We start from the raw sequence: 16,004 nt of genomic DNA, 5'->3' as shown, positions 1-16,004 counted from the left end.
CTCCCCGGCACGGGCAGGATTTGGGGTTGCACCCCCCGCCCATCGGCATAAGCTGCGCCCCATCAAGGGCATCGACCCGACGAGACAGCCGGGCGGCCCCGTTCAGGAGGGGTTTGCGGATGACGATCGTCTATCTGGCCATGGCATGTGCCGCGTTGGCCATACTCTACGGCATCTTCACCAGTATGCAGGTGCTGCGCGCACCGGCCGGCGACGCGCGGATGCAGGACATCGCCGCCGCCATTCAGGAAGGGGCCAAGGCGTATCTCGGCCGCCAGTACCGCACCATCGCCATCGTCGGCGTGATCGTCGCCATCATCCTGTTCCCGACGCTGGGCGCGCTGTCCACCGTCGGCTTCGTTATCGGCGCGGTGCTGTCGGGCGTGGCAGGCTATGTCGGGATGGAGATTTCAGTCCGCGCCAACGTCCGCACGGCGGAGGCCGCGCGGGGTTCGTTGCAGGGCGGCCTGACCATGGCGTTCCGATCGGGCGCGATCACCGGGATGCTGGTCGCGGGCCTCGGCCTGTTCGCGATCGCCGGCATCTTCTGGTACCTCGTCGCCATTGCCGGCCATGGTCCCGGCGACCGCGAAGTGATCGAGGCGCTGACCGCGCTGGCCTTCGGCGCCTCGCTGATCTCGATCTTCGCGCGGCTGGGCGGCGGCATCTTCACCAAGGCGGCGGACGTCGGCGCCGATCTGGTGGGCAAGGTCGAGGCCGGCATCCCGGAGGACGACCCCCGCAACCCTGCCGTCATCGCCGATAATGTCGGCGACAATGTCGGCGATTGCGCGGGCATGGCCGCCGACCTGTTTGAAACCTATGTCGTCACCATCGGCCTGACCATGGTGTCGATCGCGCTGCTGGTACAGGCGCCGCCCGCCGAACTGCTGCGACTGATGGCGCTGCCGCTGATCGTCGGCGGGGTGTGCATCGTCACCTCGATCCTCGGCACCTATATGGTTCGCCTCGGCAAGGGCCAGTCGATCATGGGCGCGCTGTACAAGGGGTTCTGGACCACCGCGCTGCTCGCCGTTCCCGCCATCTATTTCGCCGCCAGCTATGCGCTGGGCGACCTGAACGCCGTGATCGGCGGGGCCGGCTTCCTCGATCCCGCCGGCGATACGCTCACTGTCGAGGGTGCGCTGGGCGCTCAGGCTCCCGTCGCCGGACAGAGCTTTACCGGCATGGACCTGTTCTGGTGCATGATGATCGGCCTGGCCGTGACCGCCGCCCTGGTGTGGATCACCGAATATTACACCGGCACCGCCTATCGCCCGGTCAAGTCGATCGCGAAGGCCAGCGTCACCGGCCACGGCACCAACGTCATCCAAGGCCTCGCGATCAGCCTCGAATCGACCGCGCTGCCGACGCTGGTGATCGTCGTCGCGGTGGTCGCGTCGTACCAGCTCGCCGGGATCATCGGCGTCGCCTTCGCCGCCACCGCCCTGCTGGCGCTCGCCGGCATGGTCGTCGCGCTCGACGCCTATGGTCCGGTCACCGACAATGCCGGCGGCATCGCCGAGATGGCGAACCTTCCGCAAGAGGTCCGCCACCGCACCGACGCGCTGGACGCAGTCGGCAACACGACCAAGGCGGTGACGAAGGGCTATGCCATCGGCTCCGCCGCGCTTGCCGCCCTAGTGCTGTTCGGCGCCTACACCACCGACCTGAAGCTGTTCTTCCCCGACCTGACCGTCGATTTCTCCCTGTCCAACCCGTACGTCATCGTCGGGCTGCTGCTGGGCGCGCTGCTCCCCTATCTGTTCGGGGCGTTCGGCATGACCGCGGTCGGTCGCGCGGCGGGATCGGTGGTGGAGGATGTCCGCGCCCAGTTCCGCGACGATCCGGGCATCATGGCCGGCACCAGCCGTCCGAACTATGGCCGTACCGTCGACATCGTGACGCGCGCCGCGATCCGCGAGATGATTATCCCCTCGCTGCTCCCCGTCCTCTCGCCGGTCGCGGTCTATTACATCGTGACATGGGTCGCGGGACAGGCGCAGGGGTTCGCGGCGCTGGGCGCGATGCTGCTCGGCGTCATCGTCTCCGGCCTGTTCGTCGCCATCTCGATGACCAGCGGCGGCGGCGCGTGGGACAATGCCAAGAAATATATCGAGGATGGCAATTACGGCGGCAAGGGGTCCGAGGCGCACAAGGCGGCGGTCACCGGCGACACGGTGGGCGACCCGTACAAGGACACCGCCGGCCCGGCGGTCAACCCGATGATAAAGATCACCAACATCGTCGCCCTGCTCCTGCTCGCGGCGTTGGCCGGGGGCGGTGCCGGGTAGAAATTGCGGATTGCACCCCGCCGCCCGCGCGCTACCATCGCGCCTGAACGGCGGGGGCTTTTCGACAGGACGGACGCGCGCTGCCGGGGGCATCGCCGCGTGCCGCCCGGCCCCGGACCGCATACGGGGGATCAGAATGCGGCTGTTGCCATGGATCGGAATTGCGCTTGCCACCGCCCTGCCGGCACAAAGCCCGCCGCCCGTCGCGGCGGTCGACCCGGCCGCACCCGTACCGATCACCACCTTCGCCGAACTGCCGCTGCTCGAATCGCCCAGCCTGTCGCCCGACGGCACCCGCCTGCTGGCCAAGGGAGCAGTGAACGGGCGGCAGGTCCTGCTCCTCACCTCGCTGGTCGATGCCACGCAACGCCACACCATGGGCGCGCCCGACAATACCGACATCAACTGGTGGCGCTGGGTCAATGACGACTGGGTGGTGATCGGCCTGGGCGCGCAGCAGGACTATTTCGGACAGGAAATCTACGTCACCCGCGTGCTGGCGATCAGCACCGACCTGAAGACCACGCGCAGGCTGGACTGGAACAGCTCGGGCGTGCGCGCCGACAACGTGATCTGGGTCGCGCATGACGGCACCCCGCGCATCCTGTTGTCGAAACAGACCGGCATCGAAACCGAGGTCGACTTCAACCCGTCGGTGTTCGAGATCGATGTGTCGACCGGCAAGTCGCGCCGCGTGGCGGAGGGGCGCCCGAACGTCCACACCTGGTATGCCGATGGCGAGGGGCAGGTCCGCGCCGCCTATCAATATAACGATGCCACGCGCAGTTCGGCGCTGCTTTACCGCGCGAACAACCGCGAAAGCTTCCGCCCGATCGCTCGGCGTGCGCGCAAGGACGAGGACGGAATGACCATCCCGCTCACCTTCCGCACCGATGGCACCACCGCCGTCGCATTCGACGACGAGGACGGCTTCACCTCGCTCTACGAAGTGTCGCTGCCCGACCTGAAGCTCGGCAAGAAGCTGTATGGGGTGGAGGGGTATGACGTCGACGGGATCGTCGACAACCCGCAGGAAAATGACGCCATCGGCGCCACCGTGACCGACCGGTTTGGCCGTTCGATATGGTTCGACGAGCGTCTGAAGGAATTGCAGCAGGCGATCGACGGATCGGTCGGCGACCGCCGCGCCCGCATCGTGTCGTGGAACCGCACGCACACCCGCTTCCTGATCGAAGTCGCCGCCCCCTCGCAGCCCGGCGGCCTGTATTTCTGGGACACCGGCAATGCGAAGATGAACCGGCTCGCCTGGAACAGCCCGATATTGCAGAGCCGCCGCCTCTCGCCGGTCAGCACCATCCGCTATGCCGCGCGCGACGGGACGCCGATCGAAGCGGTATTGACCATGCCGCGCCACCGGCCGGGGCAGAAGAACCTGCCGCTGATCGTCCTGCCGCATGGCGGTCCCTCGGCGCGCGACAGCGAGGGCTGGGACTGGTGGACACAATATCTGGCCGAGATCGGCTATGTCGTGGTCCAGCCCAATTACCGTGGATCGTCGGGCTATGGCGTCGCCTTTGCCAAGAAGGGCGCGGGCGAATGGGGCCTGAAGATGCAGGACGACCTGAACGATGCCGTAACCCATCTGGCGAAACAGGGCATCGCCGACCCGAAGCGGGTCTGCATGGTCGGCGCCTCCTATGGCGGATACGCCGCGATGCGTGCCGCGCAGCGCGACGGGAAGCTGTATCGCTGCGCCATCAGCTATGCCGGCGTGTCCGACCTGGCTGCGCTGCGCCGCTATGACAGCCAGTTCCTGAACGGGCGCACCATCGGCGACTGGCTGAAGAGCCAGGCTCCCGATTTCCAGCTGATCTCGCCGCGCTTCCATGCCGAGGATTTCTCGACCCCGATCCTGCTGATGCACGGCAAGGTCGACAAGCGCGTGCCCGTCGCCCAGTCACGCACCCTCGCCGCCGAACTGAAGCGCGCGGGCAAGCCGTACCGCTATGTCGAACAGCCGCTGGGCGACCATTTCTTTTCGCGCAGCGAGGACCGGCTGCTATTCCTGACCGAGATGACCGCGTTCCTGAAGGAGCATAATCCGTCATAGGAGGGGGACGCAGGCAGGAAGCAATTCAGCCGTTTGTACTGAGTAGCCATTGAGCCTGTCGAAATGGCGTATCGAAGTACCGCCTGGGTCGGATGCTTCGTAGCAATGCGATGACGTACGGGCCGCGGCCTTGCCCTTCCCGCCACCGGCCCCTATCTTGCCGATGCAGCATCGACCGGCCGTGTCCATCACGGGTCCGGTCGTTCGCGCTTTCCTTTTTATCGTTTAGCGCCTATGGGAACCCGCCCGGTTGCCGGTGCGCCATAATCTCATGAGGTATTTGTTTGGCGAAGGAAGAACTTCTCGAAATGCGCGGCCAGGTGGTCGAACTGCTGCCCAACGCGATGTTCCGCGTCCGGCTCGAGAACGATCACGAGATCCTGGGGCACACCGCCGGCAAGATGCGCAAGAACCGCATCCGCGTGCTGGTCGGCGACGAAGTTCTCGTCGAACTGACCCCCTATGACCTGACCAAGGGTCGCATCACCTACCGCTTCAAGTAAGCGGGTCCGCATGACCGGACGCTCGGCCATGCGCCTGATCCTTGCCTCGACCTCGCCCCGTCGCCGCGACCTGCTGGCGCGGATCGGCGCGGTGCCCGACCGGGTGGAGGCGCCCGACATCGACGAAACCCCGCTGAAGGGCGAACTGCCGCGCCGCTATGCCCTCCGTCTTGCCGAGGCCAAGGCGCGTGCGATCGGACCGCAGGAGGGGGCCGTCGTGCTGGCCGGTGACACCACCATCGCGCTCGGCCGCCGCATCCTGCCCCCTGCCACGACGGAGGATGTGCAGCGCGAGCTGCTGGGGCTATTGTCGGGCCGTCGCCATCACTGCCTGTCCGCCATCTGCGTGCTGATGCCCGATGGCACCGCGCGCACCCGTGTCAGTGACACCATCGTCGCCTTCAAGCGTCTCGAACCGCGCGAGATCGACGCCTATGTCGCGTGCGGCGAAGGGCTGGGCAAGGCGGGCGGCTATGCGATTCAGGGCCGCGCCGAAGCCTTTGTCCGCTTCCTATCGGGCAGCCATTCGGGCGTGATCGGCCTGCCGCTGTTCGACACGCGCGCGCTCCTCGAAACCGCCGGCGTTCCGCTTGGCTGACTGGATCGTCGAGCGCGGCATCGGTGAGGTCCGCGCGGCGCGGATCGAGGATGGCGAGATCGTCGAGGCGCGGATCGAACCCGACGACGCCCTGCACGCCGGCACGATCCTGACCGCCCGTCTCGTCCGCCGCATAACCGTGCGGAACGAAGGGATCGTCGCCTGGGACGGGGGCGAGGCGCTGCTCCACCCCCTCCCCCGCGCCGTGACCGAAGGCGCGAGGCTATTGGTGGAGATCACCCGCCCCGCCACACCCGAACCCGGCAAGCCCAAGCGCGCCCGCGCCCGCCCCGCACTGCCCGATGCCGGCCCATGCGAAGGCCCTTCCCTCGCCGATCTTCCAAGCGCGCGCCTCGTCGGCCCGTTCGACCGCGACCTACTGGGCGAAGCGGGCTGGGCATTGCTGATCGAGGAAGCGACCACCGGACAGGTCGCCTTTCCCGGCGGCGCGCTCACCATCGCGCTGACGCCTGCCATGACGTTGATCGACATTGACGGCGAATGCGCGCCCGCCGAACTGGCGATCACCGGCGCACGGGCGGCGGCACGCGCCATCGCCCGGCTCGACCTTGCCGGTTCGATCGGCATCGACCTGCCGACGGTGGGTGACAAGGCCGTCCGCCTCGCCGCCGCCGAAGCGGTCGACGCGGTCCTGCCGCAACCCTATGAGCGCACCGCCGTCAACGGCTTCGGCTTTCTCCAGATCGTCCGCCGCCGCTCGCGTGCGTCGCTTCCCGAACTGTTCGCGCACGTTCCCGCCCATGCCCGCGCGCTGCTGCGGCAGGCGGAGCGCGACCGGGGCAGCGGCGAACGCACGCTGACCGCGCACCCGGCCGTCATCGCCGCCATCGCCGCACGGCCGGACTGGGTACAGGCGGCCGAACGCAGGCTCGGCACCACGCTTGCCTTGCGGGGTGACGCCGGCCTCGCCATATCGGCCGGACATGTCCAGGCCCGCTTCCCGTAACAACTGCCCGCTGTGTTCCGCCCCGACGGACGCCGCCTATCGCCCCTTTTGCAGCCGCGGCTGTCGCGACCGCGACATGCTGCACTGGATGGGGGAGGGATACCGCATTCCGGGGCCGGCGGCATCGTCCGATGAAAAAGGTGAAACCGGGCTGGACAGCGACGATAGGCACCGCTAACAGGCGCGCTCCCCCGGGCAACCGGGCGTGCCCGGATAGCTCAGTTGGTAGAGCATGCGACTGAAAATCGCAGTGTCGGCGGTTCGAATCCGTCTCCGGGCACCACTTTCTCCCGATCGCCGAAACCACCGATACGCTGCACCAGCGAGCGTGTTCAGCGTGCGGCGACCGATTCGAACCAGATCATCTCGGTCCGCCAGCCGCGCTCGCCTGCCAGCGTCGCGATCCTGTCGCGCCAGTCGCTGCCCCGGCTACCGAGCGGCGGGGCCAGGATAGCCGGTTCGAACGGTCCCTTGCCGGTGACCAGCAACAGCCCCGACCAGCCGGCATGGTCCAGATCGATCTGCAACCGGTAGCGGTCGTTGCCGAAATCCTTGATCGGCACCTCGTTCCGCGACGCGCGCAGCACGTCGGCAAAGGCACGGCGGTCCGCGATCAGCATCTCGATCCGCCCCGATGGCTCGATACCCAGCAACGCGAAATCGAGCGACGGATCGGCAATGTCGATGCCGACGATCGCACTCGCCGCCTGCCGCCCGGCATAGGCGGAGTTGCCGGCCTGCGCGCGCATTTCGAACCGGCGTTGCGGCACGCTCAGCCGATTGGGTCCGGTTGCGCGAATCTGGCGATAGGCATCGAGTGCGGCACAACCCGCCGGGGTGATGACCGCCACGTCGGCGAAATCCATCTTGCGCGCGGCGATGCCACGATCGCGGAGCGTTTCGGCGATCTCGCGCTGCGCCTGCGCCGGATCGCCCGCCACGCCGGTCAGCGCGACGTCGACCCCGCCGCCCGCGGCCGCGACATCGGTGATGCTGAGCCAGGTACAGCCGACCGACGGCAGCGCCGTGTCGATCGCCGATCGCGCCTCCTGCACCGGATCGCCCCGCGTCATGCGCGGCGTGTCGCCTTGGGGACGGTCGTCGCCCCCGCGCCCCGACAACAGCAGCGCGATGGCGACGACGAAGGCGACCAACACCGCACCCGCCGCCCACAGCCAGCGGCGCGGCAGGCCGGCGGGCGCGGCACCGGGCACCTCCGCCGCATCGAGCGCCGCCAGCACCGCGTCCATGTCGCGCAGCCGCTGCGCCGGATCGGGCCGCACCATCCGCTCGACGACGCCGCGCAACGGCACCGGCACGGCGGACAGGTCCAGCCCCGCGCGCCGCTTGTCGACCGCATCGACCAGGGTGCCGCCCAGCCCCAGATCGGCCCCCCGCGCGACGGCGAGGATCAACAGCCCCAGGCTGTAGACATCGGTCCACGGCCCCAGCGCCCGGTCGAAATCGCCAAGCTGTTCCGGCGCGACATAGCCGAGCTTGCCCGCAAACCCGTCGCCGACGATCGTCGCCGTGCCGGGGTCGAGGTCCTTGGCGATGCCGAAATCGATCAGCTTCGCGCGGCGCAACTCGCCACCGCCCAGCAGGACATTGTCCGGCGCTACGTCGCGGTGGATCGCGCCCAGCCGGTGCGCCGCCGCCAGTCCCGACGCCAGCCGCCTGAGCAGCCCACCCAGTGCCGCCGGATCGGGATGCAGCGTCGGCAAGACGTCCGACAGGCTGGTCCCGTCGATATATTCGGTGACGATGTAGAGGACGCCCAGTTCCGGCTCCATCGCCAGCACGCGATATTGCACCACCGCTTCGTGATGCAGCCGGGTCAGCGTCTGCGCCTCGCGCTTGAACAGGGTGATGACGTTCGGATCGGCGGCCAGCGCCGGCAACATCACCTTGATCGCGACGCGTTCGTCGGTGGCAAGGTTCGCACCCTCGAACACCTCGCCCATGCCGCCGCGCGCCAGGAAGCGGCGGACGACGAACATGTGGTTCAGCACGTCGCCCGGCTGGATGTGCGCACTGCGTTGCGACACCATACCGCCCACGGGTTCGAAGACCGTCCGATCGCCATCGCCTTCGCCCGGCTGGAACACCGTGCGGTCGTCGTCCTCGTCGCCGGTCATGCCCCGCCCCGTCCCGGCGACAGCGCCGTCGCTTCCTCGACCGCGACCAGCACGATCGTCACATTGTCCGGCGCACCGCCCGCGAGCGCACCCGCGATCAGCCGGTCGAGCGCGGCCTGCCGGTCGGGTAGTGCCATTACGGCGGCAATCGTCGCCTCGTCGGTGGTCGCGGTCAGTCCGTCGCTGCACAGCAGGAACAGGTCGCCCGGCAGCGCATCGTCAGTCACGACATCGACCTCCAGCCGCGCGCCGACGCCGACGGCCCGCGCCAGCACATGGCCGCGCGGATGGTCGCGCGCCTGCTCGGGGGAAATCAGCCCGCGATCGACCATTTCCTGCACCTGGCTGTGGTCGCGGGTCAGCGGATGGAGCACCCCGTCGCGCAGCACATAGGCGCGGCTGTCCCCCACCCAGATCGCCGAGAAGCAGCCATGCTGTACCAGCAGCGCGACGACGGTCGACCCCATTTGCTGCGTGCGCCGCTGCGCTTCGCCCCAGATGCGGCGGTTGGCGCTGTGGACGGCATCGGCGACCATACGGGTCGCGTCATGGAAGTCGGCCGGCAGCATGACGGCTTCCAATGCCTGCACCACCGCGTTCGATGCCCAGTCGCCATGCGCATGACCGCCCATGCCATCGGCCACCGCCCATAGGCCGAGGTCGGGGCGCGCGCAGAACCGGTCCTCGTTGATGCGGCGCTTCAGCCCGGGATGGGTCGCGGCGAACCCGCGCGCACGAACGTTCATGCCAGCATCTCGGCGATCAGATCGGCCGGCCACGCACCGTCCGATGCGCGCCCCGCCCCGACCCACCGCGCCACGCCTCCAAGCGGCGCGGCACCGACCGTCGCGAGGCGATCCGCGTCCCACCCTTCGGTAATCGCAGCATAGAGCAGCTCCTCGCACGCGGCGGAGTCGTGACGAACGCCGTCGGTCAGCAGCAGCAGCGGAAAGCGCCGCCCCACCGCATCCTGCGACGCCGCGATCGCCCCGGCCACGCCCTCGCCTGCCGCACGCCACGGCTGCGCCCGGTCGAACCGATCGGCAAAATCGTCCGGGTAACGCTGGCGTGCGGTCTCCATCGCCGTCGCCAGCCATGCGTCGAGCGTCACCCGCGTCGCCGCATCTATGCCCCGCGCGACGAAATCGCCATGGGCCGGCAATTTGCCGAACACCCACGCCGTCATAGCGTCCTCGGGCAGCGAAACGACCACAGTCCGGCACGGCTGAACGGATTGCGCTTCGTCGGAAGCACGATGGCCAAGGTGCTGCGCGCTGCGCCGTCGCCGAACCCCGCCTCGATCCGCTGCTCGCCGGCATTGCGCTTTTCGGCACGGTCCATCAGCCGGAACAGCGCCCACGGCCCCTCCGCCTCGATCCGGGCGAGTTCCGGTCCGGGCGGGGCATCGCCGCCGGCCGGCGCGGCACCGGGCGCGGGCGGACCATAGAGGATCAGCGACGCCTCGGGCAGGCCGCCATTGGCCGACCAGAGCAGCGGGCGCGGCTGATTGCCGGTCGGGGTGAAGCGATAGCGCGTTCCGCCGCTCGACAGCTCGACCGTCGCGACTCCCTGCCCGAAGCGCGACACCGCCACCTTGATCGGCAACCCGCCGGCCAGCAGGTCGCGCAGTTCGGCACTGCGCGCGAATGCCTCGGGCGTGGCCGGGTTCAGCGCCGCCGCCACCGGATCGCCGTCGCGCCAGCGCCATACCGGCCCACCGGTATCGATCATCGTCGCCAGCCGCTGCTGCACGAAGGAATCGATCACCCCGCCCATGCCGAAGACGCGCAACGTCTCAGCCATCGGCGCATCCGGGGCGCTTGCGAAGAAAGGGTAGTGCTCCTGGGCAACCCCCTGACACGCCGGGAGGACGCTCTGGGCATAGGCATCGGTCACCGCACCGCTCGCCGCGCCGATCTGCGCCGCGGCACCGCCGCCCGCCGCCGCATTGACGAAGGATTGCAGCTGCGGCGGGGCCTGCGCCGCCGATGCCTTGACCGTGGCGAGGGCGGTGGCCATCGCCGCCTGCGTCGCATCCGATCCGCCGCCGCCTCCGACCGATTGCGCCGCGATCACCGCCTGCCCCGCCGCCTTGATCCCGCCGATGAACTCGTCGACCGGCGCGGACCCGCGCCCGTCACCGACATATTCGTGCAGGTTGGCGAAATAGCCGCTGATCTCGTCGCCCGCGTCGATCCCGCTGGCGCGGTCGCGACCGACTTCGTTGGCGACACGACCCAGCCGCGAACGGTTCATGCCATAGCGTCCGGCCCGCGCCAGCCCGGCCTGCACCCCGCCGGTGAAAATCGTGTTCTTGCGCAGTTCGAGCAGCACGCGCTTGAGCGGCGACGGACTCTTGGTCAGCGCGCCGAACGCGGCGGGATCGCGGAAATAGGCGCCGGGCTTCATCGCGGCGATGATCCCGTCCCATGCGGCGATATAGTCCTTCGCATACAGGCCGGCGACGCCGGGGCGGACGTTCGACAATTCCTCGCCAACGCCCGCCTCACCGGCCCCGCCCAGCACCCACAGGTCGCGCTTCAGATCCTGCTGCACCGTCGCCAACCCCGGCAGATACGCCTTCTCATAGCCCGCACGGGTGAAGAAATAGGGGATGCGATAGGCGGCGACCGCATCCGGATTGGCGAACGCCAGCACATCGCCCTGCGACAATATGTTGGCCGCTTCCCATGCCGGCCCCGCCGACGCCGCCTTCTGCCGCATCACCGCATAGGCGCGATCGGCAAGGCTCAGCGTCTGCACCGCCGCCCGCGCCGACGCCACCAACCCGGCATCGAGCGGCGGGCGGCGATTGGCCCAGACCGACGCCATGTCGCGATCCTCCAGCAGCGCGTCGAGATGCCGGGTCAGCGCGGTGCGCTCCGCCTGGCTGTCGGCACCGGGGTAGAGTTCGCCTGCCCAGTCGGCGGTCACCCATGCCTTCACCGCCTTCGCATCCATCGGCCCCTGCTGGCCGAGCATCAGATAGACTTTCAGCGGTTCGTACAGCCGCATCGGATCGCGCCCGTCGGCACGCATCACCGCCTCCAGCCGCAGCAACAGCCGCGGCAGCATGATCCGCCGCAGCGCCACGCGGTAGCTTTCCTCCGCTTGGCTGCTCAGGCTCGACTGGTACAGCCCGAACGTCATCATCAGCGGCGGTCCGCCGGCACGCCGTTCGGCATAGCCGCGCGGCAGATTGCGCAGCGTATCCAGCGCGGGCAGCGCGGCGCGCAGGTCGGCATCGTCCTCGCGCACCTGCACCAGATCGACGCCCGCTTCGCGCAGCTGCTTCTCGGCCAGCTGTGCGCGCTCGGCCAGCCGGTTCTGGAACGTGCGGTTGCGGGCATAGCTGATGCCCCATGCCGTCAGCACCAGCGCGGTCGCGATCCCGATCGCCGCCAGCGCCGCAACCAGACGCGCGCGATGCCGCGTCCGCGCGCGCAGGTCGGTCGACCCCAGCCCGGCTTCGGGAAACATCACCTCGGTCAGCAACCGGTTGAGGAAATAAGCGCGGCTGCGCGTCTCCACGCCCCCGGCCGGCGCCTCGTACACGTCGCCCATCGCGGCGAGGATGCGGTCGAGCGGCGCGCCTTCCTGCACGCCACTGGTCAGGTAGAAGCCGCGTAGCTGCGCCGGGGCATCGTCGCCCGCGACGAACGCCCCTTCGGCAAACCGCATCAACCGTGCGCGGAGACTCCGCAACTGGGCCGGGAAACCCAGCATCATGCCGCGCCGGCGCTGATCGACTTCCTCGAACAACCGCCGGGCCTGCCGGTCGGCGATCGCTTGCGCCGACACGTCGAACGTCTGCGCCAGCGCCTCGGCGCTCGGGCGGCCATCGCCATAGGGCAGCGTCGCACCGAACACCGCGCGCCGTCCCTCGACGTCGAGGTCGTCGAAATAGGTATCGAACCCGGCCAGCAGATCGGCCTTGGTCACGATCAGATAGACCGGGACCGCCGTCTCCAGCGTCCGGCGCAGCTCGACCAGCCGCCGCCGCACCGCGCTCGCATGGGCGTCGATCGCCGCACAGTCGCTGCCGACCAGCGTGTCGACGCCGATCGCGACGATGATGCCGTTGATCGGTTGCGCCGGACGATGGCGCTTGAGCAGGTTCAGGAACGCGCTCCACCCCGCCGCATCGACGGTCGCGTCCGAATCCTGCGTGGTATAGCGCCCGGCGGTGTCGACCAGCACCGCTTCGTCGGCGAACCAGAAGTCGAGGTTGCGGGTGCCGCCCACGCCCTTCGCCGCCTGTTCGACGAACGGGAAGCGCAGGCCCGAATGGAGCAGCGCCGTCGTCTTGCCCGCACCCGGCGGGCCGATGATGACATACCATGGGCGGCTGTAGAGATAATCGCGGCGATTGCCCGACGCGCTGCGCAGCTTGGCCAGCGCGTCGCCCATCCGGCTGCCCAGCGCCTTGCCCTCTTCCTCCGCCGCATCGGGTCCGGCCAGTTCCCTTGCGATCGCATCGGACCGCTTCTTCGCCCGCCAGCGCCGCCAGCCCCACCATGCGCCCCACAGCAGCGCGATACCGATGACGAACGCGATCCGCACGCTCCACGGGCGGAAGAAGGCGAAGAACAGCGGCAGCGCGAAGACGACGATCAGCGCCAGCACCAGCACCGACAACAGCGTGACGGCATACCAGTTGGTGAAGAACCGCCGCATCACGAACGCCTCGGCACGATGATCTCGACCCGGCGGTTCTGCGACTTGCCCTCGGGCGTATCGTTGGTGGCGATCGGCACGCTTTCCCCCAGCCCCTTGGTAGTCACGCGCGACGGATCGGACAGGTCGTCGCGGATCAGCCGCCCGACCGTTTCCGCCCGTGCCTCCGACAGCGCCATATTGTCGGGGAAGCGCACCGTCGCGACGCGGTCGTTATCGGCATGACCCTCGATCAGCACCGATCCCCGCTCCCCCTCGATCGCGCGACCGATGCGGTGGAACAGCGTCTCGCGCCCCGCCTCCAGTTCGTCGGACCCGGATTCGAACAGCTGGCCGACCGTGGTGCGCACCCGCACCGTCTGCGCATCCTCCTCGACCGTCACCAGCCCTTCGCGGATTTCGGGTTCGAGGAATTTGGCAAGGCGCGACGCCTGTTCGCTGCGCGCCGCCGCCATCGTCTCGGCCGGGCGCGACAGGGTCAGGCGGCTGTCGGGGTTCAGCGCCGCCAGCCGGTCGGTCGGCATGTCGCCGCTCGACGCCAGCATCAACCGCAGCACGGCATAGACCAGCACGAGGAGCGCCAGCGCGCCCGCCGCCGCGAGCGCGAGGATGTTCATCCCGATCCGCGCCGGCGGGGCCTTTTCGCCGCGCCAGTTGGGAACCAGTTCGACCTGCGACAGGCTGCGGACGTGCGGCAGCGCGCCGTACAGCCGGGTCATGATCTCCTGCAACCGCCGCCGCCCGTCGGGCATCACGCGGAACCGCCCTTCGAACCCGGCCGCCAGGCACGCATGGAATAGCTCGATTAGGTCGAGATTGTCGTTCGGCGTGCGCAGCATGTCGTCGACCAGCTGCCAGAACCGGTCGCCACCGATATTTTCGTGGAAGAACTGCACGACCATCGACCGCCGCGCCCATTCGGCGCCGTCAGTGCCGATGCCCGGCAGGTTCTGCGCGATGTCGTCGGCGGTGGCGCAGACCGCATATTTGGCGCGCTGGCGCTTTTCCTCGGGATAATGGGCGGCGATCGCGCGCTCGAACGTCGCGATCGCCTTGGCGCATTCGCGGTGGAATTCGGGCATGGGCATCCGCACCCGGCCCGCCCGCACCGCCGCCAGCAGGGCGAGTACCGGCTCCGCCTCCGCCAGCATGATGTTGCGGACCTTGGGCGGCGTGGCCGGCAGCGGCACGTCATCCTCGGAAAGTCGCGACGGGGCGAGGCTTGCCCCCCCCGGCGCGTGGCCGGTGCGCGACAGCGGCGGCGGCGCGCCATAGCCCGCATTCGATGCCGCATTCTGTCGCAGCCCCTGCAATGGCGACGGCCGGAAGACCGTCTTGTCGCCCTCGTCGCCGTCTTCGGTCACCGCGCGCTCCGTTTCACGCACCACAGTTCGAGCTTCAGCCCCGGCCAGTCACCCGCGACATGCAGCCCCAGCGCAGTCGCCTGCTGGAATTCCGCCCAGTCTGGCACGCCGCGATCCAGCTCGAAATAGACGAATCCGGGCAGCACCCGCAGTTGTGGCGGCGGGGTGGGGGTATGGCGCAGCGGCACGCCCGGCAGCGCGGAATCGACGATCTGTCGCATCCGCTGCACCGCGCCGATCTTCGCGACCGAGGGGAACAGGCCGCGGATTTCCTCGACCGGCGCGGCAGCCGATACCGCGAGGTAGAAATAGCCGGTCTGGTACAGCGCGTGGTCGGTGATCCGCGACACATACGCCCCCGGCCCCGCCTGATCGAGCGGCAGCTGCACCGCCGAGCGTTCGAACACCGCCGACAGCATCGACTGGAGCAGGTCGAACACCGGATCGAAACATTGCTGCGGATCTTCATGGTCGTAGCGCGGCAGCGGCGGTGCACGGCGTTCGGGCCGGATCAGCGTCGCCAGCTCGCCCGCCATCGACACCAACGCCTCGAACAGCCGTTCGGGATGGACCATCGGCAGATGCTGGAGATGATCCAGTACCGGCAGCCAGCGGTTGAGCGCCTGCAGCAGCAGGAACCCGGCAAAGGTGTCCGACCCGCCATCGGTCGCCTCGACCGCACGCAGCGCCAGCTCGCCCGCGCGCTGCCCGGCGCGCCCGGCAATGTCCGACAGTCCGCCGCGCAACCGCGCCGCCGCCGCGATGTCCAGCGTCGCCGGGATATAGCGGTCGTCGAGCATCACCCGCTTGTTCTGCACCTCCCGCACGCGGGCGAGGCCCAGCGTCACCCGGCCATAGGTCTGGTCGCGGGTGACGCCGAAGCGGAGATTGGGGCGCGCCAGGCCGACCGGCTCGCTGGTCCGGTCGCTGGAAAAGGAATCGGCGACCTCGGCATCGTCGACCAGGAAGCGCGCGTCCGGGCTGCCGCTGTCCGCCTCGCGAAACTGCACCGCGCCCGGTTGCGACACCGGCAGCGTCAGTGAGATCAGCGCGTCGCGCGCGTCAGCGGGGATGTCGAGCGGCGGCGGCGGCGGGATGTCGTCGGGAATGGAGAACGGCGTCCCGTCAGGCAGGATACCGGTCGCGCGCGTCACCGCGAACTTGCCGAGCGTCGCCACATCCTCGTCGATCACCAGTTCGGTCAGACCCCACGCCCATGGCCGGATCGATGCGATCCGCGCGTTCAGCTGCGCCTCGGCATGGCGGTCCTGCGCCTGAAAATGCTGGGGCCGCAGGAACATGCCCTCGGACCATGCCACGCGGTTCTTCACCAACCTATTCCCCCTCCCAACGAAACACACCGCGCCGGAGCCAAGTTACCGCCAGATCGTT

Annotated in this window: 12 protein-coding genes and 1 tRNA gene; 7 read left to right on the top strand and 6 right to left on the bottom strand. The window is 69.0% G+C overall.

The annotated features are described in order from the left end of the window. Window positions 1-119 precede the first annotated feature (119 nt). From ASE83_RS08920 to ASE83_RS08895, 7 genes are all read left to right on the top strand, one after another. Window positions 120-2,294, top strand: a complete 2,175-nt coding sequence (locus ASE83_RS08920) for a sodium-translocating pyrophosphatase (protein WP_055788403.1) — start codon at window positions 120-122, stop codon at window positions 2,292-2,294. Between the two features lie 136 nt (window positions 2,295-2,430). Beyond that, on the top strand, window positions 2,431-4,365 hold the full coding sequence (locus tag ASE83_RS08915; protein ID WP_055788400.1) for an alpha/beta hydrolase family protein: 1,935 nt from the start codon (window positions 2,431-2,433) through the stop codon (window positions 4,363-4,365). 284 nt (window positions 4,366-4,649) lie between these two features. Continuing rightward, complete coding sequence (gene infA / locus ASE83_RS08910) at window positions 4,650-4,868, top strand: translation initiation factor IF-1 (protein ID WP_003049127.1); 219 nt, start codon at window positions 4,650-4,652, stop codon at window positions 4,866-4,868. A gap of 28 nt (window positions 4,869-4,896) precedes the next feature. Then, entirely contained in the window at window positions 4,897-5,466 is a 570-nt protein-coding gene (locus ASE83_RS08905; RefSeq protein WP_055789221.1) for a Maf family protein, read from the top strand. Then, window positions 5,459-6,433, top strand: coding sequence for a ribonuclease (locus tag ASE83_RS08900; RefSeq protein WP_055788398.1), 975 nt, complete (start codon window positions 5,459-5,461; stop codon window positions 6,431-6,433). Before ASE83_RS08905 ends, ASE83_RS08900 begins: the two co-directional genes overlap by 8 nt. Next, window positions 6,411-6,611, top strand: a complete 201-nt coding sequence (locus ASE83_RS18150) for a DNA gyrase inhibitor YacG (protein WP_082443252.1) — start codon at window positions 6,411-6,413, stop codon at window positions 6,609-6,611. The genes ASE83_RS08900 and ASE83_RS18150 overlap by 23 nt, the downstream gene beginning before the upstream one ends. A 29-nt stretch (window positions 6,612-6,640) precedes the next feature. Beyond that, a tRNA-Phe gene (locus ASE83_RS08895) sits at window positions 6,641-6,716 on the top strand. Window positions 6,717-6,765: 49 nt separating this feature from the next. Here the strand turns inward: ASE83_RS08895 and ASE83_RS08890 are convergent. Genes ASE83_RS08890 through tssK form a run of 6 tightly spaced genes read right to left on the bottom strand, consistent with a single transcriptional unit; the run spans window position 6,766 to window position 15,943 of the window. Next, window positions 6,766-8,571, bottom strand: a complete 1,806-nt coding sequence (locus ASE83_RS08890; RefSeq protein ID WP_055788393.1) for a serine/threonine-protein kinase — start codon at window positions 8,569-8,571, stop codon at window positions 6,766-6,768. Beyond that, a complete protein-coding gene (locus tag ASE83_RS08885; RefSeq protein WP_055788390.1) occupies window positions 8,568-9,317 on the bottom strand; it encodes a PP2C family protein-serine/threonine phosphatase in 750 nt (249 codons plus the stop codon). The genes ASE83_RS08890 and ASE83_RS08885 overlap by 4 nt, the downstream gene beginning before the upstream one ends. Then, window positions 9,314-9,757, bottom strand: a complete 444-nt coding sequence (tagF, locus tag ASE83_RS08880) for a type VI secretion system-associated protein TagF (protein WP_055788388.1) — start codon at window positions 9,755-9,757, stop codon at window positions 9,314-9,316. Before tagF ends, ASE83_RS08885 begins: the two co-directional genes overlap by 4 nt. Next, complete coding sequence (gene tssM / locus ASE83_RS08875; protein ID WP_055788385.1) at window positions 9,754-13,248, bottom strand: type VI secretion system membrane subunit TssM; 3,495 nt, start codon at window positions 13,246-13,248, stop codon at window positions 9,754-9,756. Before tssM ends, tagF begins: the two co-directional genes overlap by 4 nt. Next, window positions 13,248-14,612, bottom strand: coding sequence for a type IVB secretion system protein IcmH/DotU (gene icmH, locus ASE83_RS08870; RefSeq protein WP_055789218.1), 1,365 nt, complete (start codon window positions 14,610-14,612; stop codon window positions 13,248-13,250). The genes tssM and icmH overlap by 1 nt, the downstream gene beginning before the upstream one ends. After that, the gene (gene tssK, locus ASE83_RS08865) at window positions 14,609-15,943 is read right to left on the bottom strand and encodes a type VI secretion system baseplate subunit TssK (RefSeq protein ID WP_235513191.1); all 1,335 of its coding nucleotides are present in this window, start codon (window positions 15,941-15,943) and stop codon (window positions 14,609-14,611) included. The genes icmH and tssK overlap by 4 nt, the downstream gene beginning before the upstream one ends. Window positions 15,944-16,004 lie beyond the last annotated feature (61 nt).

This window comes from Sphingomonas sp. Leaf32 (genome assembly GCF_001421765.1).
Classification (GTDB): domain Bacteria; phylum Pseudomonadota; class Alphaproteobacteria; order Sphingomonadales; family Sphingomonadaceae; genus Sphingomonas.
The sequence above is the reverse complement of the archived record's forward strand: the minus strand, read 5'-3'. Positions and strand labels throughout refer to the sequence as shown.

Coding starts and splice junctions, on each gene's coding strand:
- ASE83_RS08885 (WP_055788390.1), bottom strand. CDS start 9,317: ATGAACGTTCGTGCGCGCGGGTTCGCCGCGACCCATCCCGGGCTGAAG.
- tssM (WP_055788385.1), bottom strand. CDS start 13,248: ATGCGGCGGTTCTTCACCAACTGGTATGCCGTCACGCTGTTGTCGGTG.
- ASE83_RS08915 (WP_055788400.1), top strand. CDS start 2,431: ATGCGGCTGTTGCCATGGATCGGAATTGCGCTTGCCACCGCCCTGCCG.
- ASE83_RS08920 (WP_055788403.1), top strand. CDS start 120: ATGACGATCGTCTATCTGGCCATGGCATGTGCCGCGTTGGCCATACTC.
- ASE83_RS08890 (WP_055788393.1), bottom strand. CDS start 8,571: ATGACCGGCGACGAGGACGACGACCGCACGGTGTTCCAGCCGGGCGAA.
- tagF (WP_055788388.1), bottom strand. CDS start 9,757: ATGACGGCGTGGGTGTTCGGCAAATTGCCGGCCCATGGCGATTTCGTC.
- ASE83_RS08905 (WP_055789221.1), top strand. CDS start 4,897: ATGCGCCTGATCCTTGCCTCGACCTCGCCCCGTCGCCGCGACCTGCTG.
- ASE83_RS18150 (WP_082443252.1), top strand. CDS start 6,411: ATGTCCAGGCCCGCTTCCCGTAACAACTGCCCGCTGTGTTCCGCCCCG.